The organism is Neobacillus cucumis (genome assembly GCF_002860255.1).
Classification (GTDB): Bacteria; Bacillota; Bacilli; order Bacillales; family Cytobacillaceae; genus Neobacillus; species Neobacillus cucumis_A.
Genome location: NZ_PGVE01000090.1, coordinates 36614 through 60293 on the forward strand (window position 1 = coordinate 36614; position 23680 = coordinate 60293).

Annotated in this window: 23 protein-coding genes; 10 read left to right on the forward strand and 13 right to left on the reverse strand. The window is 39.4% G+C overall.

The window, feature by feature from the left end:
• Positions 1 to 17: 17 nt before the first annotated feature.
• Positions 18 to 707: a CoA transferase subunit A gene (locus CVD27_RS23590; RefSeq protein WP_101651013.1), complete on the reverse strand. Its 690-nt coding sequence runs from the start codon at positions 705 to 707 to the stop codon at positions 18 to 20.
• Between the two features lie 183 nt (positions 708 to 890).
• On the opposite strand from CVD27_RS23590, the gene CVD27_RS23595 reads away from it, so the two are divergent.
• The 5 genes from CVD27_RS23595 (at position 891) to CVD27_RS23610 (ending at position 4928) form a co-directional block, all read left to right on the forward strand.
• The gene (locus CVD27_RS23595; RefSeq protein WP_101651016.1) at positions 891 to 1796 is read left to right on the forward strand and encodes a hydroxymethylglutaryl-CoA lyase; all 906 of its coding nucleotides are present in this window, start codon (positions 891 to 893) and stop codon (positions 1794 to 1796) included.
• A 74-nt stretch (positions 1797 to 1870) separates the two neighbouring features.
• Positions 1871 to 2011 carry a hypothetical protein gene (locus CVD27_RS28380; protein WP_180960417.1) on the forward strand — a complete coding sequence of 47 codons (141 nt, stop codon included), beginning with the start codon at positions 1871 to 1873 and terminating at the stop codon, positions 2009 to 2011.
• Positions 2012 to 2252: 241 nt separating this feature from the next.
• On the forward strand, positions 2253 to 3173 hold the full coding sequence (locus CVD27_RS23600) for an alpha/beta hydrolase (RefSeq protein WP_101651018.1): 921 nt from the start codon (positions 2253 to 2255) through the stop codon (positions 3171 to 3173).
• A gap of 93 nt (positions 3174 to 3266) precedes the next feature.
• Entirely contained in the window at positions 3267 to 3473 is a 207-nt protein-coding gene (locus CVD27_RS23605) for a CDGSH iron-sulfur domain-containing protein (RefSeq protein ID WP_101651019.1), read from the forward strand.
• A gap of 126 nt (positions 3474 to 3599) precedes the next feature.
• Positions 3600 to 4928, forward strand: a complete 1329-nt coding sequence (locus tag CVD27_RS23610; protein WP_101651021.1) for an IS3 family transposase — start codon at positions 3600 to 3602, stop codon at positions 4926 to 4928.
• Positions 4929 to 4981: 53 nt separating this feature from the next.
• On the opposite strand, the gene CVD27_RS23615 is transcribed toward CVD27_RS23610, so the two are convergent.
• Both CVD27_RS23615 and CVD27_RS23620 read right to left on the reverse strand, forming a co-directional pair.
• Positions 4982 to 5323: a YolD-like family protein gene (locus CVD27_RS23615; protein ID WP_101651023.1), complete on the reverse strand. Its 342-nt coding sequence runs from the start codon at positions 5321 to 5323 to the stop codon at positions 4982 to 4984.
• 19 nt (positions 5324 to 5342) lie between these two features.
• Positions 5343 to 6602: a Y-family DNA polymerase gene (locus tag CVD27_RS23620; protein WP_101651025.1), complete on the reverse strand. Its 1260-nt coding sequence runs from the start codon at positions 6600 to 6602 to the stop codon at positions 5343 to 5345.
• 144 nt (positions 6603 to 6746) lie between these two features.
• Here CVD27_RS23620 and CVD27_RS23625 point away from each other — a divergent pair, with 144 nt between their 5' ends.
• Complete coding sequence (locus tag CVD27_RS23625; protein WP_101651027.1) at positions 6747 to 6938, forward strand: YqzH family protein; 192 nt, start codon at positions 6747 to 6749, stop codon at positions 6936 to 6938.
• A 138-nt stretch (positions 6939 to 7076) separates the two neighbouring features.
• Here CVD27_RS23625 and CVD27_RS23630 read toward each other — a convergent pair whose 3' ends face one another.
• The 3 genes from CVD27_RS23630 to CVD27_RS23640 all read right to left on the reverse strand — a co-directional run bounded on the left by CVD27_RS23630 (position 7077) and on the right by CVD27_RS23640 (position 12165).
• A complete protein-coding gene (locus tag CVD27_RS23630) occupies positions 7077 to 10262 on the reverse strand; it encodes a DEAD/DEAH box helicase (protein ID WP_101651029.1) in 3186 nt (1061 codons plus the stop codon).
• Between the two features lie 113 nt (positions 10263 to 10375).
• Positions 10376 to 11170 carry an SDR family NAD(P)-dependent oxidoreductase gene (locus CVD27_RS23635; protein ID WP_101651030.1) on the reverse strand — a complete coding sequence of 265 codons (795 nt, stop codon included), beginning with the start codon at positions 11168 to 11170 and terminating at the stop codon, positions 10376 to 10378.
• Positions 11171 to 11199: 29 nt separating this feature from the next.
• Positions 11200 to 12165, reverse strand: coding sequence for an MBL fold metallo-hydrolase (locus CVD27_RS23640; protein WP_101651032.1), 966 nt, complete (start codon positions 12163 to 12165; stop codon positions 11200 to 11202).
• 221 nt (positions 12166 to 12386) lie between these two features.
• On the opposite strand from CVD27_RS23640, the gene proC reads away from it, so the two are divergent.
• The gene (proC, locus tag CVD27_RS23645; protein WP_101651034.1) at positions 12387 to 13229 is read left to right on the forward strand and encodes a pyrroline-5-carboxylate reductase; all 843 of its coding nucleotides are present in this window, start codon (positions 12387 to 12389) and stop codon (positions 13227 to 13229) included.
• 94 nt (positions 13230 to 13323) lie between these two features.
• A complete protein-coding gene (locus CVD27_RS23650; RefSeq protein WP_257984469.1) occupies positions 13324 to 14442 on the forward strand; it encodes a glycosyltransferase in 1119 nt (372 codons plus the stop codon).
• Between the two features lie 68 nt (positions 14443 to 14510).
• Here CVD27_RS23650 and rnz read toward each other — a convergent pair whose 3' ends face one another.
• Positions 14511 to 15434: a ribonuclease Z gene (gene rnz, locus CVD27_RS23655; RefSeq protein WP_101651036.1), complete on the reverse strand. Its 924-nt coding sequence runs from the start codon at positions 15432 to 15434 to the stop codon at positions 14511 to 14513.
• Between the two features lie 239 nt (positions 15435 to 15673).
• Here rnz and zwf point away from each other — a divergent pair, with 239 nt between their 5' ends.
• Positions 15674 to 17140, forward strand: a complete 1467-nt coding sequence (gene zwf, locus CVD27_RS23660) for a glucose-6-phosphate dehydrogenase (protein WP_219621330.1) — start codon at positions 15674 to 15676, stop codon at positions 17138 to 17140.
• Positions 17141 to 17275: 135 nt separating this feature from the next.
• Here the strand turns inward: zwf and CVD27_RS23665 are convergent, their stop codons facing one another.
• The 4 genes from CVD27_RS23665 to mce all read right to left on the reverse strand — a co-directional run bounded on the left by CVD27_RS23665 (position 17276) and on the right by mce (position 21851).
• A complete protein-coding gene (locus tag CVD27_RS23665; RefSeq protein ID WP_101651040.1) occupies positions 17276 to 18553 on the reverse strand; it encodes a DNA polymerase IV in 1278 nt (425 codons plus the stop codon).
• An 82-nt stretch (positions 18554 to 18635) separates the two neighbouring features.
• Positions 18636 to 19757, reverse strand: a complete 1122-nt coding sequence (locus CVD27_RS23670) for a tripeptidase T (protein WP_101651043.1) — start codon at positions 19755 to 19757, stop codon at positions 18636 to 18638.
• Positions 19758 to 19883: 126 nt separating this feature from the next.
• Positions 19884 to 21434, reverse strand: coding sequence for an acyl-CoA carboxylase subunit beta (locus CVD27_RS23675; protein ID WP_101651045.1), 1551 nt, complete (start codon positions 21432 to 21434; stop codon positions 19884 to 19886).
• Between the two features lie 9 nt (positions 21435 to 21443).
• Positions 21444 to 21851, reverse strand: coding sequence for a methylmalonyl-CoA epimerase (mce, locus tag CVD27_RS23680; protein ID WP_101651048.1), 408 nt, complete (start codon positions 21849 to 21851; stop codon positions 21444 to 21446).
• Between the two features lie 161 nt (positions 21852 to 22012).
• On the opposite strand from mce, the gene prli42 reads away from it, so the two are divergent.
• On the forward strand, positions 22013 to 22111 hold the full coding sequence (gene prli42, locus CVD27_RS28385) for a stressosome-associated protein Prli42 (RefSeq protein WP_180960418.1): 99 nt from the start codon (positions 22013 to 22015) through the stop codon (positions 22109 to 22111).
• A 39-nt stretch (positions 22112 to 22150) separates the two neighbouring features.
• Here prli42 and CVD27_RS23685 read toward each other — a convergent pair whose 3' ends face one another.
• Complete coding sequence (locus tag CVD27_RS23685; protein ID WP_101651272.1) at positions 22151 to 22636, reverse strand: L,D-transpeptidase; 486 nt, start codon at positions 22634 to 22636, stop codon at positions 22151 to 22153.
• Between the two features lie 49 nt (positions 22637 to 22685).
• Entirely contained in the window at positions 22686 to 23675 is a 990-nt protein-coding gene (locus CVD27_RS23690) for an aromatic acid exporter family protein (protein ID WP_101651050.1), read from the reverse strand.
• Positions 23676 to 23680: the final 5 nt, after the last annotated feature.

Consider the following 23680-nt stretch of genomic DNA (forward strand, 5'->3'; position numbering starts at 1 on the left):
TACTCCCTTCCCTCTCTCTATTTTTTTACGGTTAATCTTTCAATCCGCTTTTCCTGTTTCCCTTCAATAATGGCTTGAACATAAATACTTGGTGTATGGATAAAATTAGGATCTAACTCACCTATTTCATAAAGAGTTTCTACCTCTGCAATTGTTATTTTTCCAGCCGCTGCAATCATTGGATTAAAGTTACGGGCTGTTTTATGGTAAACAAGATTCCCCATCCTATCACCTTTCCAAGCCCTTATTAGACTAAAATCAGCTGTAAGCGCTTCCTCTAACAGGTATTCTCGGCCATTAAACGTCTTTGTCTCTTTCCCCTCAGCAATAGGTGTTCCTACCCCAGCAGGAGTATAAAAGGCTGGGATTCCTGCCCCGCCCGCTCGTATTTTTTCAGCCAATGTTCCTTGTGGGGTTAGCTCTACTTCCAATTCTCCAGTTAAAACCTGTCTTTCAAACTCTTTATTTTCACCTACATAGGAGCCAATCATTTTTTTTATTTGTTTATTATTTAAAAGCAGACCTAACCCCCATTCATCTATTCCGCAGTTATTTGAAATGACTGTTAGGTCCTTTACACCCTTTTCAGCCAGGGCTAATATCAAATTTTCTGGAATGCCGCATAAACCAAATCCGCCAACCATCAATGTTGCTCCATCCTGGATATCGGCAACTGCATCCTGAAAGGATGTGCATAGTTTCTTCATCTTTTCTCTCTCCCCTTACATTTTGTTTTATTACAAGCTAAAAACAAGCTTTTCTACTACTTAACCATTTACTATTTCTATTTTCAGATAAAAAATTCCTCTAATTTTGTCAAAATTCTATTAACTCTTGCTTTTCAGAAAATCCCACCGCTACAATGAAGGTATGAACCTTGGAGGGGGAAAATGATGTTTAATTTACCTAAAAAAGTGACGATTATCGAGGTAGGTCCACGTGATGGGCTTCAAAATGAAAAGTTGTTGGTCCCTACTGAAATTAAAAAACAATTTATTTCCAGTTTAAGGAGTGCCGGACTTCAAGAAATGGAGCTGACTTCATTCGTATCACCGAAATGGGTGCCCCAAATGGGAGATGCTGCTGAAATTACAACTGATTGCCTTGATGATAAAACGAGAAACATTGTTCTTGCACCTAACCGAAGAGGAGTTGATCGGATTTTTTCGACTGATTGTCAGGCTGTTGCCGTCTTTGTCGGCGTTAGTAATAGCTTTAATTTAAAGAACATCAATAAATCTACAGGGGACAGTTTAGCTGAATTAAAGCCGGTTATCCGTGAACTAAAATTAAATAATTATTTTGTTCGTGCCTGTATTTCTACAGCTTTCTATTGCCCATATGAAGGAAAAATAAGCCCGAAGGATACTCTAGAACTTTGCCATGAATTTGTTCATGCCGGGGTTGATGAATTAAGTGTTGCTGATACGATTGGAATGGCGGCACCCAATGAGTCTTATTCTCTTTTTTCTCAATTAAAAGCGGAGTTTCCTCAGACCCTTTTAACCGCTCATTTTCATGATACACGCAAGCTTGCCCTTGCCAATATTCTTGCTGCCCTCCAAGCGGGAATTGACCGATTTGATACATCTGCCGGGGGACTGGGCGGCTGTCCGTTTGCACCCGGAGCGGCTGGAAATGCAGCAACCGAGGACGTAGTTTATATGCTTGAACGAATGGGGATTGCTACTGGTGTGGATCTGGATAAACTGATGGCTGCTATTGACGTTGTTATTCCTTATTTATCAAGGAAAATCGAGACTGGCTACTACCGCCTTCATGCTCAAACTGTCTAGATAAATCTTATGAATAATCTGTCTCCTCCTCAACCATCTTAATAATTGAGACTAATATGAAGGGAGACTAAAATATGAGCCAGAAGCGTGAGAAAGGAAATAGTCAAAGCGGAAAAAATTATGCGGATACCGCAGGCGGCGGCAAAAGAATGATTGCTGCAGAAGAAATGGAAAAAGCCCTCCACCCCGCAAAAAGACAAAATTCAGAGCAATAAGAAAAGCGGAAGCGCCCGTTTAGCGAAGTATACTAGTCGCTGGGCGCTGGAGCTGGACAATTTTCAAAGTCAATTATTACAATTTCTTATCTCATGAAAAGCGGAAGTGCCCTATATACCTTAAGCCGCTCATTGGTGTCAGCGGCTTTTTTTATGTTAAAATTAAATCTGTTAATTTATGGGCATGGTTTAGGCGTTTTACATATTTTATTAATACCTTATTCCTGTGGGGGGCGCCAATTTGAAAAAGGCATTTCGAACTCTTTTTGTTTTATTGTTTTTCTGGGTATCTCTTGGTTTGTATTTTACTAACCGTCTGATGTATATGAAAAAGAAGGACGAGAAATTGATTTTAATGCGTGAAAAAGAAGCGGGCAGATATAATCCTGAGGAATTTAAGGCACTTCCAAAGCGGGACGTGGACATACCCTCACCGTTTGGTTATACCATTAAAGCACTTCTTGTCGAACCACACCAGACGAATCGGTATGTAATTATTTCTCATGGTGTGACAGAAACCAAAATTAACTCCATTAAATATGCAAACCTTTTCTTAGAACGTGGCTTTAATACCTTAATTTACGATCATCGCCGCCATGGAGAATCGGGCGGAAAAACGACGAGTTTTGGCCATTATGAAAAATTTGATCTAAAAACCGTTGTTGACTGGCTTAAAACTGAGATAGGTCCTCCTATTGAACTAGGAATTCATGGTGAATCGATGGGTGCTGCCACAATGCTTTTATATGCCGGACTATTGGAAGATGGGGCCGATTTTTATATCGCCGACTGTCCTTTTTCTGACTTCAAGGAACAGCTTGCCTATCTGATAAAAAAAGATTTTAAGTTAATTCCCGGCCTTTTACTGCCAATTGGAGATGCATTTTTACGCCTTCGTGACAAATATTCGATCCGGCATATTTCACCGATTTCAGTTATTGAAAATATTAAGCATCCCGTCTTGTTTATCCATAGTAAAAAAGATGATTTTATTCTTCCATCCATGTCTAAGGACTTATTTGAGCAAAAAAAGGGCCCCAAAATGCTTTATATTGCGGAGAATGGACGTCATGCCCAGTCGTTTAATGAAAATCGGGCTGATTATGAACGAGTGATTGATGAATTTCTGCAAAAATATGTTGACCACCCACTTCCAAGCTAAAAATTTTAACTTGATTAACTAGTTATTGATTGATTTTCCTTAGAATTCCATTTATCCTCAATGTTAGAACGAATATTTTAAGGGGTGCTTATTATGTCAAAGGTTCAAATCAGGGTCAATGATAATGGTTCATTAAGAATTACCGGTGATGTAGAATTACTTGATGGGGAAGGCAATGTTTATACAACTAAACCATCCTTTTCTCTATGCCGCTGCGGTCTTTCTAATAATAAGCCGTTTTGCGATGGCTCTCATAAAGGGAAATTTGATTCACAAGTTAGAGTGAGTAAGGAAGATTAAAGAAAATGGGCGGCTTCCCTAATATGGTACCTAGAGATAGGACACTTGAAAAAGAGTGTTTCATCTCTAGGTATTTTTTTATATACTTATATATCAAGATATGGGGATTAGGGGAACGACACAACTATGAGTAAAATAACATTTTCTTCTAAAGAAATAAAAATACTTCAAAAAAACCCAAATGTACACCGTGTAAGTAGTTTAGCTATTACATATACAGATGATTTCAAAAATAAATTTATGGACGAATATCTGGCAGGTAAACTCCCTAGACAAATCTTTGAGGAGAATGGTTTCGATATAAATATTTTAGGTATTAAACGGATCGAACAATCTGCACATAGGTGGAAAAAAGCTTATGAAAAAAATGGGCTAATTGGACTTTCAGACGCTCGAAAAACAGCCTCCGGCAGGCCTTTGAAGCGAGAACTGACTCAAGCAGAAATTATAGAGAGACAGGAAGCAAGAATTAAGTTACTGGAAGGACAAGTAGAACTCTTAAAAAAGCTAGAAACGACAGAAAGGAGGCTGCGAAGCAAAAGTCAAAATCTCGAAACAAATAATATTTTTCAGTTGATTCATGAAACCATAGAACAAAATCAGTTTAAGCGAATGACAAGGTATTTTTGTGATCTTTTAGGGGTGTCTCGGTCTGGATATTATAGTTACCTAAAAGCTGCGGACAGCCGGTTTGAAAGAGAACAAAAGGACTTAGAAGCAAAAGAAATAATAATGAAAGCGTTTAATCGACGTGGCTATAAGAAAGGATCACGTTCCATCAAAATGATCTTAAACAATGAATACGACTTTGAAATTAGCAGAAAAAAGATACAAAGAATTATGAACAAGTATGAGATCATTTGTCCCCATAGAAAAGCAAATCCATATAAAAAAATAGCAAAAGCGACAAAAGAACACCAGGTGGTTTCAAACAAATTAAACAGAGAGTTTAAACAAGGAATTCCAGGAAAAGTACTATTAACGGATATTACCTACTTGCCATATAACGGAAAAGATATGGCTTATTTGTCAGCCATAAAAGATGCCTCAACCAATGAGCTTTTGGCTTATCATGTTTCAGATCGTATCACTTTAGATATCGCCACAAAAACAATCGATAAACTAATGAAAAATAAGAAAATCAACTTACATTCGAAGGCATTTATCCATTCGGATCAAGGGAGCCATTACACAAGCCCAAAATATCAGAAATTGTTAAAGAAACATAAGTTAGGACAATCAATGTCTAGAAGGGGAAATTGTTGGGATAATGCCCCGATGGAGTCATTCTTTGGCCATTTAAAGGATGAAGTCAACTATCAGTCCTGTAAATCATTAGAGGAACTAAAAGCGAAAATAAATCATTACATGGTTTACTATAACAATTATCGTTATCAATGGAATTTAAAAAAGATGACCCCTATTCAGTATAGGAATCATCTCTTAGCATCTTAACTCTTTTTTTCATATGTCCTTGACATGGGTGCCAGATTACCCGAGCCGCTCTTTTATTTTATATTATCAGTTAACCGGATATCAGCAATATCTGTAATCGGTATTCGGTGTACTTCCTCAAAGTGATCAATTACGTGAAGCTTTTGCGTCAATTCATCCCAATAATGGATTTTGCCGATGACCATTTCATATTTACGATTCTGATAATAGGTGATTGTAACAAACTGGTTAAACTCAATTGCTTCAGATATTGTCTCGTTCATCAACTCCAACTGCTGCTCATCCATCTCTCTTTTCGTTTCGTATTGATCTTCTTTTACCCAATCCCTAAGCAGCTTTACGTGCTCAGGAAGCATCATGGATGTCCATTTGATTTTTCCGCGGTCGCGAATCATAGGTATTTCCTTCTTTCATTTACATTTTATGCCCCCCGACTAGTGTGGCTCGATGTTTAGCGGTTCCGGCAGCCGTATAAGATACAGCCCGAAGCAAGGAACCAGATCCGAAACGTCTTCGGATGGAATCCACCACATAGCCAAGTTCCCTCCTCTTAGACGCACCCATGTCAAACAAATCAAGCTGCAGTTCCCGATCATCAACAATATTTCCAATGGCGATTGAAATTTGCCTTACTGTTTTACCGCTATAATGTTCATTAAATAATTCGAGGCAGACACGGTAGAGCTCCATTGTTACATTTGTGGGCTGGCTGATTGTTCGAGAACGATGAAACCCGCCGCCAAATTCATCTTGACTATATCCAACTCCGAGGCTAATCGTTCTTCCTGCCTTCCGATGCGTTCGTGTTCTTCGGGCAACCTCCTCACATATTTCTAACATCACAGCCTTAATCTCTTGCTCCTCTTTATAATCCCTTAACAAAATTTGACTCTTTCCAAAACTGATTTGCCCTTGAATAATCGGTGCTCCTAAATCGGATAGATCTACTCCCCAGGCATGATAATAAAGCTGGTTTCCCATAATTCCAAACTTCTTTTCCAGCTTTTCTAAATCATAACGGGCCAGGTGGCCCACAGTGAAAATCCCCATGCTATTTAATGTCTTTTCGACACGTCTGCCAATTCCCCACATTTCTCGAAGTGGTGAGACGTTCCAAAGTTTTTTCTGAACATCTTCATAAGTCCATTCCGCCACACCTTTTTTCTTAGCATCAAGGTCAAGGCAAAGCTTTGCTAATAACATATTAGGTCCAATTCCAATGGAACAAGGCAGCTGAAATTCCCGCTCAATATCCTTTTTTATTTTTTCCGCAATGGTACAGGCGTCGCCCCACAAATGAACGGCACTATCCACTCTAATAAAACTTTCATCGACACTATAGACATGGATCGCTTCCTTTGGAACATAGCGGTTAAACACACGGGTAATTTCAGTTGAAATTCGTAAATAAGTGGCCATTTTCGGTTCGACAATTTTAATCTTGGGGTCATCTGGAATTTCAAACAAGCGTGAACCCGTTTTAATGCCAAACTCTTTTTTTAAGCACGGTGAAGCCGCAAGCACAATACTTCCCTGCCGCTTTTTCTCCCCCACTACAGCTAAGTAACAATTCAAAGGGTCAAGACCTTCCATAACAGCGGCACAGCTTGCATAAAAACTCTTCATGTCCACACATAAAATTTTATTTTTGGGCATTGCGCTGTAATCAATCATGACTTTTTCCCTCACTGTTTAAATATCGAACATCTGTTCTTTAGTCTATTCATATTTTAAGGGAATATGCGTTCGTATTCAATGGAAATTTTTTGAGAGGTTTCCAGCTGGTAAAAGCGTTATAATGAGGGGGAGGTGTCGTTGATGGATAAAAAACTAGTGGTCAAGATGATTAAAAATTGTTTTAAACAATATTATGAAACGGATTCCATCCCAATTGGCGAACAGGATTTGAACCTGTTAACCAATCGAATTCTTCAATGGAAAGAGGACGAGCCCACAGCGGATTTATATGAGGTTGTAAATGATGTAGTATATGAATTCTTAACTAATTAAAATAAGCCTCTTTAAAGAGAGGCTCAGGCTGTTGAAAACTTTCGATAGCCTTTTTATTTAGGCTTTTCGACAAGGCTGCTGATTTACGCTCCAGGCGCTTCGCGCCTGGAGCTCCAATCAACAGGTGTATTTCTATATTTAAGAAAGAATCTCCCGAATGTCTTCTTCTGTTAAAAGGGAGGTTTTCTGTTCATTAGAGGATTGGATAATTTCTTCAATCAGGTGCCGCTTTTTATCCTGAAGCTCACTCATTTTTTCTTCGATGGTCCCACGGGTAACAAGTTTAATCACTTGGACAGTATTTTTTTGACCAATCCGATGAGCCCGGTCTGCTGCTTGGTCCTCCACTGCAGGATTCCACCAAATATCATACAAAATCACCGTATCAGCTCCAGTCAAATTGAGGCCTGTCCCGCCAGCTTTTAAAGAAATCAAGAAGAAGTCACGTTCCCCTTCATTAAAACGACGGCAAATTTCCACTCTTTCTTGAGCAGGGGTTTGACCATCCAAATAGAAAAAAGGCAGAGCTTGCATTCCTAAATTTCTCCCTATTAACTCAAGCATTTTAGTAAACTGCGAGAAGATTAGGACCCTGCGCCCGGAGAGTCTGGACTCCTCCACAATTCTAAGCAGCATGTCTAATTTTGCAGAGTTTCCTTTGTACCCTTCAACAAACAAGCTTGGGTGACAGCAAATTTGCCGCAAGCGGGTTAGACCCGCAAGAATTTTTATCCTGTTTTTCCTGATAGTTTCCTTATCAAGATGTTTTAGAGTATCCTCCCTTAATTTTGCCAAATAAGCAGCATACAGCTTCTTTTGGTCAGGAAGAAGTTCAGCTATTTCTATAGACTCTAGTTTTTCAGGAAGCTCTGATGCTACATCCTCCTTCATTCTGCGCAGCAAAAAAGGACGGACTCTACGGGCAATTTTCTTCTTGGTAAGCTGGCTAAATTCTTTCAATCCCTTAAATAATTCAGGAAATACTACATGAAAGATCGACCACAATTCTTCCGGTGAATTCTCCACTGGTGTACCAGTAAGTGCAAAACGGTAATTGGAATTAAGCTTTTTTACACTTTTAGCGGTTTGCGTAATCGGGTTTTTAAACGCCTGTGCCTCGTCAAAAAAGATGGTATGAAAGGATTGCTTCTCATACCATTGAATATCCCTGCGCAGTATCGGATAGGAGGTGATGACCACATCCATATCCATGGCCTCTTTCTGAATCCTGTTCCGTTCCCGCTTGTGACCATCCACCACAACTGCTTGCAGCTCTGGAGCAAATTTCATTATTTCATTTAACCAGTTGTAGGATAAAGAAGATGGACAGACAATTAGAACTGGCTGTTTTTGATTACGAATAAAAGTAAGCTCCGACAGAATAAATGTAATGCTCTGCAATGTTTTACCAAGTCCCATATCATCTGCAAGAATTCCGCCAAAACCATAATGGGCCAGAGTTTTCATCCATTGATAGCCGTGTTTTTGATATTCACGCAGGATCAACTCCAAACCTAAAGGCAGCTCAAACCTTAAACTAGCAGGATTACTTAGGTTTCCAAGAAACTGACGGAAGGAGTCCTCAAGCATAAGTACCTTACTGTCATCCACTGAATCAAGGAGAGAAAGCCCTTGTAGAACGGAAACCTCGAAAATGTTTTCATTTTCATCCTTTTGGACAGGAACTTCTTTTAAGAAACGCTGAATTTCTTTAAACTCTCTCGTCTCTAACGAGAGTAGACTGCCATTACGCAGACGATAATATTTGCGCTTTTCTTCCAGAGCCATTAATACTTCTTTAATTTCCTGTTGGGAAATACCTTTAAGTTCGAATTTAAATTCAAGCCAATTCGTTCGTTCTTTTTTTAGCTTTACCCTAAGAGCCGGGCGTATGGTTGTCCCTCTAAAGATTCGGTTTCTAATAGCTGTTGTAGCATAAATTTGAACTAGTTTTTGAAGCTTCGGAACTACATGGTAAAGGAATTCATATTCTAGTTCTTCATTGTGTAAAAAATACCCGCTGTCGGTCTTAACGAAAGAACTTTCCTCCATCAATTCTATAATTAGATTTTCCTTTTCTTCGTCTCTAATAATCTGGACGTCCGCAAAACCACCCCTATCTTCCAACGGGTTAATAGCTAGGTGATCATAATGAAACTCTAAACCGGCAAGCAAACGGTTTTTTACCCGATCCAAGTACAGTTTGGCTGTCAAAGGCGTCTTCATAAATCTTTTGGCAAGTAGATTCGATAACTTAACATGCCCTAGTTTTTTCAAGCCTGGAACTACTTTTTCCAAAAACGGCTGTATCTGCCCTTGAGGAATAAAAATTTGGTTTGTCCCCGTAGCGTCCAGCATCTGTTTAAGCTCAGCCAGATGTTGACAATCCTCGGCGTTCAAGTTAATCATTTTATCGGCAGACATAACGGACCCATAGGCGTCTAATACCATCATTCGAGACAGGCCTTTTACCTTAAACCAATAACCATTCGTCTCAGCTTCCGAAAATTCAAACTGCAAGGGTGGAAGTTCCTCTGTTAGTTGAAAACTATTAAAAATACACCCGTCATTTTCAAGCTTTACAAGAGGGGCCCTTGTTAGTAAGGTTTGCAATGCTTTCCAAGAAGACGGTGGAATCGCCAGAAGTTCTGTGTTATTCATATCAGAAGAATTTGACACATCATGAACGTGTTGAATGAGATGTTGAATAACAGCATCCTCCTGTGCTTGGAAGCAGTGTTTGTTCGGATCATACAAAAACGAGCTAGAAAGCTGGGAAGAATGACCTGATTGAACTCCTTCTAGGAAACTCCTGATATTTTCCACTTTAGTATGTTCGATGCTCATCTCTATTCCCAGTGAAGGAGATCCTGTTTTACTCCTAATAGCTTTAATAAGAAACTCAACATTAAGAACAAGCCTATTTTCAAAATGTTGTTGATGACCGCTGGGACGTCTTGGCTTGCTTTGAAAAATGTTCAGCACATCTTCAGCTATGTCACTTCGATGAAAAGCTGTAGAAACAAACGGGCTGGTTCCTTTCATTTGAAAAGCATGAATGGTTAACAGAACCGCTGCGATATGCTGGCAATCCTTTTGAAAGGAGGCAAGTGTAGGGCAGCTGCATCTAGAGTGAAAACGCTCATGGCCCTCCTTTTCAATTACAACATAGAAATTCTCTGTTCCGGACACGGTTGCTTCATATCGGTCCGGTCCATATTGTTGAAACATAACTTTATTAGAGCGGAAAAAGGTCTCACCCCTTTTATAGGAAACTGTTCCGCACAATTCTTTAATGACTTTTTGATTTACTTTAATACTCAAATCCCTGACTCCTCCCGAAGGCAGTTCTATTTATCTAATGAATTAATCCATTATACCATTTCTCTGAAATGAAAAAGCCGCCTTTTATAAAGCAGCTTTTTCCAACTATCCTTTTATTTAGAATTAAGCACTCGTTTTCCAATTCGTTCAAACAGCCGCGGAAAAAGCACATAAACAACGCTTCCCATGTTCATCCAGCGAGGGAGATTGATTTCTCTCGTCTTTGTCAGCATGCTCTCCACCACTTTTTGAGCGACATATTCTGGCTGCAGCATAAACCGCTGTACATTCTTTACGTAGGTGCCCTTTTCATCAGCAATATTAAAAAAGTTAGTGGCAATCGGTCCTGGGTTTACCGATGTCACCTGAACATTATAATCATCAAGCTCCATCCTTAAGGCATTTGTATATCCGAGAACAGCATGCTTTGTGGCTGAATACACGCTTGACTTTGGTGTCGCGAGCTTACCGGCCTGGGATGCAATATTAATAATATGGCCGAAACGGCGTTCCCGCATGATTGGCAGCACCATGCTGGTACACGCCATCAAGCCAACTACATTTACATTAAACATTCCCTTAATCTCATCTATTGGGGCTTCATGAGCCTCCCGGAATACCCCAAAGCCGGCATTATTAACTAGTATATCAATATGACCTATTTTCATAAGGATTTGTTCAAAAACCTCTTTTATTCGGTCTGTATCTGATACATCAAGCTGAAATACATCCACACTTATTTGATGCTGCTCTAAGGTTAATTTTAACTGCTCAAGCTTATCAATACTTCTTGCAAGCAGGACAAGATTGGCCCCGTTAGCAGCGCAAAGCTTAGCAATATCCGCCCCAATTCCACCGGAGGCACCTGTTATAACAATATTTTTACCCTTCAATTGTTCCTTCAACATTTAACACCCCATCAGAGTTTAAACCCGATCTACCGGTGTCTTGATTGATAGAAAACAGGTTTACTAGTACTACTAATAATTTCCCCGATAGATGATAAATAGTCAAGCTGGGCGACACTCTCCGAAATAGTTAACATCAATTCGCGCTGATAGACCGTTGGAAAAAGGCGTTTACAAATCTCAAAGACAGTTAATTGTTCCTCTTTTAGCCAGCTATAAACGGTCATCGCCCGTTCATGCTGCCGAGTAAGTCTTTTCTCAATCAGTTCGGCTAATTGATAAACCTCCTCCCCATGACCTGTGTAGACACATTGAATAGGATAGGATAAAAGCTTTTTCATCGATTCGTTATGCTGCAGCTGCGGCTTCGGCCTTTCCGTTTTCCCAGGCACTGGCGGTTCGAGCAATGGATTAGGTGAAATATGAGCTAAAATTAAATCACCAGCAATCAGGATTCCATCCTTCTCCCGAAAGAGTGCAATTTGGCTTTGGGCATGGCCCGGGGTTTCTATAACCTGCCATTCACTAAGCCCGATAGGACGCATCCCCTCTACAAGCGAACCAGTTAATGAACGATTACACGAATATTTAAAAGTATTCCGAAGCCTAGACAGGAAAGGAAAATATTCTTCTGGCAGACCAAATTCTCTGAAAATCACTGAATAGAATTCTTCCTGGAGTTGAAAAAATTCTTCTGTGGGATGAATCCATCGTTCGTTAAGGGGATGACCGTAAACCTCTAACGAGGCAGAAAAAAAATCAAGCATCCCAACATGATCAGGATGATGGTGGGTAAGAATCACTTGCTCAATATTATCGGGGCTTAAGTCTAATTCAGCCAACTGTTGTTTAAAGGAATTCCAGCACTCTTCTGTTTTTACTCCTGCATCAACAAGGGTTAAACGCTCCCCCTTAATCAGATAAGTATTCACATCTCCCACTGCGAAAGGGGTTGGCAGTGGGATTTTGGCGATTCCATTTCTCCATTCTGTCATATAAAAAACTCCTTAACATTATGGTTAAATAAAGAAATTTATTAAAAAATATGAACGTTATGTGTCATTTCATTTATAAATTAAAGTTTAGCCATTTTTTCACGTATTGTCATTTTTTAAGCAACGTTTTTTTAGAAAAGGCGAAAAATTCTTATAATTGATCTCTTGACAAATAAGAGGCTATCAAGCATAATCACTTCATTTCAATAGGAGGAGAAAAGATGAAAAAAATTGCTATTGTTGGCGCTGGTTCTATGGCTGAGGCCATCATATCAGGCTTGCTTGAAAATCAAATAATGGACAGAAAAAACATTTGGGTAACAAATAATGCGAATAAGGAAAGATTGAAACACCTTGAGGAACGGTACGGAATCTGCAGTACGTATGAATTAAACACGCTTTTTGATGGAGCAGACATTGTGATGCTTGCTATGAAACCTAAAGACGCAGACAGAGCCATAGACTATATACATGAACATCTATCGGATGACATGCTTATTGTTTCCGTTCTCGCCGGAATATCAATGAGTACGATTGAAACATTAGCAAGAAAACCCCTATCAATCGCCCGCTCCATGCCTAATACATCGGCAGCAGTTGGAAAATCTGCTACTGCTATTGCCGTAAATGAACGGGTAACCACTGAGCAGCTTGAGAACATTAGGAAACTATTCGAAACAGTTGGTTTAGCAAAGTTCGTTGAGGAAGAACAGCTTGATGCTGTGACAGGGTTGTCTGGAAGCGGTCCTGCCTATATTTATTACCTAATTGAAGCAATGGAGAATAGTGCGGATGAGATAGGTCTTGAAAAACATATTGCCCAAGAACTAATTGTCCAAACCCTAATCGGCGCAGCAGAAATGGTGAAGAACTCATCAAAATCCCCTGAACAGCTGCGACGTGAAGTAACAAGTCCCGGCGGCACTACAGAGGCAGGAATTCGAGTTCTAGAAGAATACGGGGTACAGCAAGCATTTATTTCTTGTATTAAGGCCGCCACAGCCCAATCTAAAAAGATGGGGAAAGCCTTAAGTTCAGAATTAAACGTTGGCAAACCCATGTAAATTTGTATTACCAAACAGGTTTTATACCATAACCTGCTAAGAAAATAATCAAAGGACTGGAAAAATGGAAAATATCCTAATCATTTTGTTCACCATGGGTATTCTGGTTTGGATTGTTTTTTTAATCGATGCCTTATTAGGTTTTCGAAACTTTGATTCTTTAGAATTAGAAAATAGTTTGAATTCAGGGCCGTTATTAACTGTCATCGTTGCAGCCAGAAATGAAGAAAAACATATTAAAGACAGTTTGTTAAGCCAATTGAACCAAACCTACAAAAATGTACAGTGGATTCTTGTCAATGATCGTTCAACAGATACAACTGGGCTAATCATGGAACAATTAGCTCGAGAAGACTCTAGAATGAAAGTCATTCATATTAAGGAATTGCCGGAGGGCTGGCTTGGTAAAAATCATGCCTTGTATAAGGGCGCACTTCAGGCCTCGGGACAATGGATCTTGTTTACGGATGCAGATGTAAAATATGAAAAGGAGGCCTTTGCCAAGGCGCTTCATTACTTTGAAAGGCATAACCTAGACCATTTAACAGCTGCACCAAATTTAAGTGCCAGCCGCTTTTGGCTTAAATCATTTGTCGCCTTTTTTCTATTCGGATTTTCTTATTTTAAACGTCCTTGGATGGCCAATAATCCAAAATCGAAAATTGGAACAGGAATTGGCGCCTTTAATCTTGTATCGAAAAAGGCTTATGAATCATTTGGAACACATAAAAAGTTAAAAATGCGGCCAGATGATGACTTACAATTAGGTATGAAAATGAAACGTGCTGGCTACCGGCAAAGAATTGTCTCAGCACTGCGCCTGCTGGAAGTGGAATGGTATGGAAATCTTAAAGAGGCATTCGTTGGTCTGGAAAAAAATACGTTCGCAGGTTTAAATTATTCAATGGGTATGGTGTTTTTTTCAATTTTTGGTGTCTTCGTTACCAATGTCCTGCCATTCTTAACTATTTTTGCATCAAACAAAACGATTGTCCTGTTAAGCATTGGAAACATAATTACAAGTGGGGTTCTTTATTTTATTATCATCAAAAAGATGACAGTATTCTCCCCTGCTTTGTTTCTTGTGCTGCCAATCACAGCTTTACTCTTTATCTACTCAATTATAAGAGCAAGCTTTCTTACTTATAAACGCGGGGGGATCGTCTGGCGCGGGACAACTTATCGCTTAAGCGAGCTTAGAGAACAGAAGTAAGGACAGGATTTCACAATAGGTCTAAGTAGAAAACAGCACTTACCTTTTATTTTGGTAAGTGCTGTTTTTTATCTAAGGGGAATATGAAATTCTTTAAAATCCTCAGAAATGTCGGTATTCGGAAAAACTTCCTTTGCTTCTCCGACCAGCTCCAGCCATGCCTGTCTGTCATACCGAGAGCTTATATGAGTTAGGCACAATTGTTTGCAGCCGGCTTGTTGTGCAATCTTAGCTGCTTGATGTGTGGTTGAATGGAAATAATCAAAGGCAAGCTGTTCCTCCCCTTTAGAAAAGGTTGCCTCATGTATAAGGAAATCAGCATCTTTAGCAAGCTTTCGGGCATTGTCACAAAATCGTGTATCACCGAGTATGGTAACAATACGTCCCTTTTGAGAAGGTCCTAAGAATTTATCAGGTTCAATCACTCTGCCATCCTCAAGAAGAACCGTTTCACCATTTTTTATTTTTCTAAAAATAGGTCCTGGCTGTACCCCTTCTTCTTGTAATTTGTCAGCAAGCAGCGTACCTGGTCTATCCTGCTCAACAATTCGATATCCGTAGGAAGGAATTCCGTGTTCTAACAAGCGGGCTTCAACTGTGAACTGCTCATCTTTGAAAATAACTCCTTCGTCAATTTCAATTACTTTTAAGGGATATTTTAAATAGGATTGACTTAATGCAAGACTAACCTGTATATATTCTTTAATTCCTTTTGGCCCATAGACTGTAACCTCCGATTCTCCGCCTTGAAAAGATCGGCTTGATAACAACCCGGGCAGTCCGTATATATGGTCACCATGCAAGTGGGTAATAAATATCTTTTCAATCCGCCGTGGTTTAATAGATGTATGTAGTATTTGATGCTGAGTGGCTTCACCAACATCAAAAAGCCAGATTGTCCCTCGCTCTTCAAGTAATTTGAGGGCAATGGATGTAACATTTCGAAGCTTAGCTGGCATCCCTGAGCCAGTCCCTAAGAAAAATATGTCCAATCTAAAGCTCCTTTCTTCTCTGTCTTATTTTATGGATACTATATCACAAACTGTCTTTAAATGCTCTTAGAAGTCGCACGTACATAATTGAAATCAAAATTTTTTGTTACATGCAATTCAATATATTTGCGAAACCTAAAGAAAACAGATAAATTAAATAAAAGCAAAAAAAATACATAACTAGGCTATTAAGAAAAGAGAGGTAACAAAACGTGGAGCAAAACAGGACTTCGTTAATTATGATATTTGGAGCAACTGGAGATTTGGCCAAACGGAAATTATTCCCTTCGCTTTACCGATTATTTTCAAAGAATAAAATGGACAAATTTGCCGTAATTGGGGTTGCAAGAAGAGCTCTTTCAAATGAGGATTTTCAGCGATCTGTTAAGGAATCGGTAATATCGGCTTTAGGAAACAAAGAAAACTTAGATGAATTTGTTTCTCATTTCTACTATCAATCTCATGATGTAGCGGATTCCAGCTCGTATGTATCATTAAGAAAATTTGCTGATCAAATTGATGAAAATTATGAACTTGAAGGAAATCGAATCTTTTACTTGGCAATGGCGCCTGAATTCTTTGGTCCAATTGCCTTGCATTTAAAATCTGATGGTTTGACTGATGTAAAAGGCTACAAACGGCTTGTCATTGAGAAACCATTTGGTCACGATTTAGAATCAGCTAAAGAGTTAAACCAACAGATTAGAAGTGCCTTTTCAGAAAAAGAAGTATACCGGATTGACCACTATTTAGGAAAAGAAATGGTGCGAAACATTGAGGTCATTCGTTTTGCGAATGCCATTTTTGAACCTCTTTGGAATAACCGATATATTTCCAATATTCAAATTACTTCGAGTGAAACACTTGGTGTGGAAGAGCGCGGGCGTTACTATGAAACAAGCGGTGCGTTAAGAGATATGCTGCAAAATCATATGATGCAGATGGTGGCATTGCTGGCAATGGAACCACCAATTAGTCTCACCACGGATGAAGTTCGGTCTGAAAAGGTCAGAGTGTTCAGGTCCCTTAGAACATTCGAAGGTGAGGAAGTAAAACAATATTTTGTCCGCGGACAATATGGTGAGGGAACCATTCAGGATGAAAAGGTTCCGAAATATCGCGATGAAGCCATGGTTGATAAAGAATCCAACACGGAAACCTTTGTAGCTGGAAAGATTATGATTGATAACTTCCGTTGGGCAGGAGTACCATTTTATATCCGTACTGGTAAAAGGATGGCCACTAAATCTACGAAAATCGTTGTACAATTTAAGGACATTCCGATGAATTTATATTATCAGCCAGAAAAAATGTTGAATCCGAACCTCCTAGTTATCCACATTCAACCAGAGGAGGGTATCACGCTGCATCTAAACGCAAAAAAAGCAGGAGGACATCTTGATGCTCAAGAAGTAAAATTAAGCTTTGCGAATACAGGCATTCATGCAATGAATACTCCTGAAGGGTATGAAAAGCTCTTATACGATTGCATGAGAGGAGATGCAACCAATTTCACGCATTGGGATGAAGTAGCATACTCTTGGGCTTTCGTAGATAAGATTTCAGAAGCTTGGGAAAAAACAAAAGCTGAATTTCCTAATTATGAATCCGGAACAATGGGTCCAAAGGCAGCCGATGAGCTTTTAGAAAAAGACGGCTTCTTCTGGTGGCCTGTCACTGATTTAGAGGTTGATATTTGTAAATAAGAAAAGCGCAAGGGGCCGTCTATCGGCGACAAGCACAAGCCGATGGCGCCTGGAGCTGGACAATTCTCGGAGTCGAAATTTATATTCCCTCTTTTAAAATAAAAGCTCCCTTTGTTTTTAACAAAGTGGAGCTTTTTAATGTTCGTCCTTTCGTTTTTCAGGAAAGGTGCGTAAAAAATCCTTATTAAAACTCGTCTCAGTTCCTACATTTTCAACTTGCTCCTTGGAATGTTTGCCAGCACTTTCAATAATATTTTTTCCATATTTTTCGCGCAGGTTGGAAAGAGTGTTTAATAGCGGCTCTTTTTTGGCATCTTTTTCAAAAGAAAATATATCCAATTGCTTATATGCGTGATCCTGATCAACTAATTCATTACCGGTAATCCCTAACAATCGTATAGGATCCCCATTCCATGCCTTTAAAAAAAGGTGCTTAGCAACCTCCGAAATATCCTCCTTATGATGAATCGGATTCAGCAATTTCATGCTCTTCGTAATCGTCTTCCGATCTTTGTACCGAATGGTTATTGCCAAGGCCGTTGCCATAACTGTTTTACGCCTTAATCTAGTTGAAACCGTATCAGCTAATCCTTCTAGTACGTGAAACAACTCTTGTTGATTACTAATATCTCTTGGCAAGGTAGTTGAATTTCCAACACTTTTGAATTCCGAGACGGATTCAGGGTCAACAGGCCGAAAGTCAACGCCATTTGCCCTTTCTTTTATTCGAATTCCATTAATTCCAAGCAGAGATTTTAATTGGATGTCATTTGCTTTTGCTAAATCCCCAATGGTCTGAATTCCAATGGTTTTCAGTTTCTCTGCCGTCTTATGACCGACTCCGTGCATGTCGTTCGTATTTAAGGGCCACAGTACGGAAGGAATATCTCGTTTCCGCAGGATTGTAATTCCCATTGGTTTTTTCATATCGGACGCCGTTTTTGCTAAAAATTTATTTGGAGCAATTCCAATACTACATGGTAAATCCAACTGTTCTAGGATTCTTTTTTGTATACTTTCCGCTATTTCAATTGGACTGCCAAATGAAAAGCTTTCCGTTATGTCCATATAACCTTCATCAATCGAAACCGGTTCGACTAGTTCAGTATACTGTCTAAGAAGTTCAAACATTGCAGTTGATGCCGCCCGGTAGCGCTCAAAATTAGGCTTCATAACCACTAGGTGTGGACAAAGTTTTTTGGCTTCCCAAAGCGGCATCGTTGTTTTTACACCATATTTTCTTGCCTCGTAGCTGCAGGTAACAATAATTCCTCTTCGTTCCTCCACATTTCCAGCAATCGCAACCGCTTTGCCCTTCAAGTCAGGGTCAAAGGCCATCTCAACTGAAGCATAAAAACTATTCATATCTACGTGTAAAATGACTCGTCCGTTTTTCGGATACATTTCTTTCATACAAACACACCCTTAAAACATTTGTTCTTATAATAGTATAACAAAAAAGGAGGCCGCATGGCTCTCCTTCAGCTAGAATTGATTATTGATTTGTTACTTCGTCTATAATGGCAATAGTCATTTCAGCAAGCTTATACAATTCCTCAATCGGCATACGCTCATTTGTCGTATGGATTTCTTCATAACCAACAGCTAAATTTACGGTTGGAATATTGAATCCATTAAATACATTGGCATCGCTTCCGCCTCCACTATGCTGAAGTTCACAGCTGCGGCCAATTTTGGCAGCAGCTCTACGGGCAATTTCCACCACTTGGTCCCCTTCGCCGAATTTAAAGCCAGGATACATAACTTCCACTTCCACTTCCGCTCTGCCGCCCATTTCCGCTGCAACGGTTTCAAATGCTTCTTTCATTTTTTTTACTTGAGCCTGCATTTTTTCAGGAATAAGTGATCGAGCTTCTGCTAAAATATCTACCCGGTCGCAAACGATATTAGTAGCTTGACCTCCTTCAAAACGGCCAATATTAGCAGTTGTTTCATGATCGATTCTCCCTAATGGCATCCTTGCAATGGATTTAGCAGCAATGGTAATCGCTGAAACCCCTTTTTCTGGAGCTACACCTGCATGCGCTGTTTTTCCGTAGATAATGGCTTTAACCTTAGCTTGAGTTGGTGCAGCAACAACTACATTTCCAACTAACCCATCGCTGTCAAGGGCATACCCGTATTTGGCTTTCAACAATGTTGGATCAATTGCTTTGGCACCCTGTAAGCCAGATTCCTCGCCAACAGAGATGACAAACTGAATTAGGCCATGAGGGATATTTTGTTCTTTTAATAAACGAATGGTTTCAAGCATTACAGCTATACCTGTTTTATCATCGGCACCTAAGATGGTTGTACCATCTGTTACTACATAACCGTCTTTAATTGAAGGTTTAACCCCTTTGGCAGGTGTAACAGTATCCATATGGCAGGAGAAATAAATCGGATCTACTCCTTCTTTTAGAGCGGGAAGTGTACAAATTAAGTTTCCTGCCTCATGCCCTGTTACATCCATTGTATCATCTTCAAAAACATCAAGACCTAATTCGGTAAACTTTTGTTTTAATACTTTAGCAATCTCAGCCTCAAATTTTGTTTCTGAATCAATTTGTACTAATTCTAAAAATTCATTCAAGAGACGTTCCTGATTAACCATTATTGACCTCCAATTTATGTACTCACCATTTCTAGCAGAGGTTACTTGTCAAAACACCTCTACTTTTCCTATATCAGTATACCTCTTTAATTGATATATCATCAAATGAAAGAGAGTATGAGTAAATTAAAGAGGGATATTACCGTGTTTTTTGGCGGGTCTGGACTCTTTTTTATTTTTTAACATTTCTAGCGCTTGAATAATTTTTATCCTTGTATCCCGGGGGTCAATTACATCATCCACCATGCCTCTGCTTGCTGCCACATAAGGGTTTGCAAATTTTTGCCGATATTCATCAATTTTTTGCTGCCTGGTAAGCTCAGGGTTATTACTACTGTTAATTTCTTTTGCAAAGATGATATTAGCAGCCCCTTGTGGGCCCATTACAGCGATTTCAGCATTTGGCCAGGCAAATACTAAATCAGCACCTATAGACTTGCTATTTAACGCTACATATGCCCCGCCATAGGCTTTACGTAAAATAACTGTAAGTTTTGGAACAGTTGCTTCGGAATAAGCAAATAAAATTTTAGCTCCATGGCGAATAATTCCCCCATGTTCCTGCTTAACCCCAGGAAAGAAACCGGTTACATCTTCAAAGGTGATAATTGGAATATTAAAGGAGTCACATGTCCTGATAAACCTTGCGGCTTTATCAGAAGAATCAATATCTAGGCCCCCTGCCATCACTTTTGGCTGATTGCAGACTAGTCCAACTGTTTCACCTTTTATTCGTGCAAAACCAACGACAATGTTTTTGGCAAAGTTTTGATGAATCTCCATAAAAGAATCCTCATCCACGACTTGCTCAATCACCTTTCTTACATCATAAGGTCGGACGGCATCAAATGGGACTACATCCATTAAATCCGGACGATAATCATTTTCCTCTTCCACCACTAGTAAAGGCGGCTTCTCTGAATTATTTTGAGGAAGATAGCTTAGCAGTCTCCGTACATTTTCCAAAACCTCTGCTTCCGTCCCCGCTTGAAAATGGGCATTTCCACTAATTGAGTTATGAACATCCGCCCCGCCAAGGTCTTCTGGGGAAATCTTCTCACCCGTTACGGTTTCAATAACCTTTGGCCCTGTAATAAACATTTGACTGATTTTCTCAACCATAAAAACAAAATCAGTAATAGCTGGTGAATAAACGGCACCACCGGCGCACGGTCCCATGATGACGGAAATTTGAGGAATCACTCCTGAGTAAATAGCATTCCGGTAAAAGATATGTCCATACCCATCCAGTGAAACCACACCTTCTTGAATGCGTGCTCCACCTGAATCATTAAGGCCAACAAAGGGAGTACCGTTTTTGGCCGCTAAGTCCATTACGGCTACAATTTTTTTTGCATGCATTTCTCCTAATGCACCGCCAAACACAGTAAAATCCTGTGAGAATAAATAGATTGGCCGGCCATTTACTTTGCCAAAACCAGTCACGACCCCATCACCAGGACCCTTTTGTTCATCTAAACCAAAATCGTTGGTTCGGTGTTCAATAAAAGGGTTTAATTCAACAAAACTGTCTTTATCCACTAACAAGTCGATTCTTTCTCGAGCTGTCAATTTCCCTTTTTCATGCTGCTTATCAATTCTTTCATCCCCGCCTCCAAGCTCTACTTCCCTGCGCTTATCATACAACTCATTAATTTTTTCATAAATGTCGATCATTTTACCCCTTCATCCCCTTTTTTTTTCACAAAGCTCAACTAGAACACCTGCTGCAGATTTCGGGTGCATGAAAGCAATTTGTGCCCCGAGAGCCCCTAGACGCGGTTTGTCATCTATCATCCGGATCCCCTGTTCCTTCATTTCTGCGATCCTTTCTTCAATCGATGCTACACCAAGAGCCACATGATGAATTCCTTCTCCTCGTTTAGCAATAAAGCCAGCAATCGGGCTATCCTCTGAGGTTGGCTCTAGAAGCTCTATTTTTGTTTCACCTGCTTTTAGAAAAGCCACTTTGACCTTTTGGTTGTCAACCTCTTCAATCCCTAGTAATGAAAGTTTTAATACGTCCGTGTAAAATGGCAAGGTGTGCTCAAGAGACTTTACGGCAATTCCAATATGGTCAACTTTATTAATCATGTTTTCCCCTCTGTTCCAAAATTAAAATAACTCAGACAATTACCTTATTCGTTAAAAAATTCATAAATCCTTCCTGATTTACTTACTTGTTCCGTTGTTCAATTAGGCTTTTCCTAGTAAAATAGGGATTAGCAAATGAAAGACATAGGGAGGTATTACAATTGTCTAAAAAGAAAACAAGAAAAATTATTGTCTATCTCATGCTTTTTGCCATGCTGGCCTCAACCCTCCTATTAGGCATTGCAAGTTTTATATCATAAAAAATAAGAAGGGGCTGTTCGAATTCGAACAGCCCCTTCTTATTTCATTGCTCCGTTTTCTTTTGCTAAAATATCGAATGATTTATTTGAGGAAGTAACAAGTATTTTCGTTCCTAACGGGATGAATGGAAAAAGAGAGGCAACCACCTCATTTTGGGTGCGGATACAGCCTTGGGAAACATATTTACCAATGGAATCTGGCTGATTGGTTCCATGGATCCCATATATTCTTCCGTCTGTTCCTTTTGCATCAAAGCCGATCCATCTCGCTCCAAGTGGATTATTCGGGTCGCCTCCAGGAATGTTCTTTTTACGATAGTATGGGTTTTTTGCTTTCACCGTGATCGTAAAAAGCCCTTCGGGTGTTAAATCCTCAGTTTTTCCAGTACCCACACTGACAATCGTTTGCACCTTGTTTTCATTTATATACGCTAGTTCGTTTTTTGCTTTATTTACAATAACGAAGGGGTCGCCCGGCATAGGATTCTGCCCTAATGGCCATAGAGGTGCGAGAAAGAAAGTCATGAGGAGAGGCGATAATAGTTTAATCAATCCAACCACCTGCCTTTTTCCCCTAGTTTACCTCTCGTTTCTTCGTTTCATGCGCATTTATTTTTTTCACATAAAGAGAGCTTTTGATAATAAGATATTCATTCATCTCATTAACTAATTGTAATAGTGCCGCACGAACTTCAAATTCCTCTCTAGTTTTAGGCAGTTCCATTTCTTCAAATTCTTTTTTCATTTCTCTTAATTTATCGATATAAATATAAGCTGTATTCCCCGGATGGATATTCTCTGAAAGTTCCTCAAGAAAAGCCGCCACCATCTTTCCCTGAACCACCGTCCTAGTTAGTGAAGTAACCATAGGTAAAAGACGTTCAATAATTTCAAATTGTTTTTCTCTCATTTTAAAATATTGAAAGTAAAGATTATCTTCACGAAGAATATGGTTTTCAAAATCTCTTAAAGCAATCATTTTTGCCTCATCAAGCAGCTTAGCACTTTCAGTGATTTCTTTCCCATCCCAGCTGCTCTCTCCTGTTCTTAGATACCTTACCATTTCACAAAAGATAATTTTAAAATTTTCCTCGATTTTTATTTGGTATACTTTGAGTTTTTTATCCACACTTGGCATATAAAGGTTTATGAGCAAGGCAACACCTATACCAACTGTTATTACCCCAAGTTCATTAAAGAATAAATCCCATGAAATATGGCGCGCCATAAAGATATGCAAAATGATGACACTGCTTGTAACAACACCGTCCCGGGCCTTTAACATAACGATAATTGGAATAAAAAAGAGCAGCATAATACCAATTACAATAGGCTGATAAGCAATTCCCTCGAAAAAAAGTGCCGAAATAGGCATCGCTAATACACAAGCTAAAAATCGATCCCACGCTGTGCGAAGTGACCTTCTTTTTGTTACTTGGATACATAAAATAGTTAATATTCCTGCTGATGCGAAGTTGTGTAATCCAAGCTGCTGAGCAATTAAAATGGATATAGCTGTTCCTACCGCAGTTTTAATTGTCCGATAACCAATGCGAAAATTCATAAATC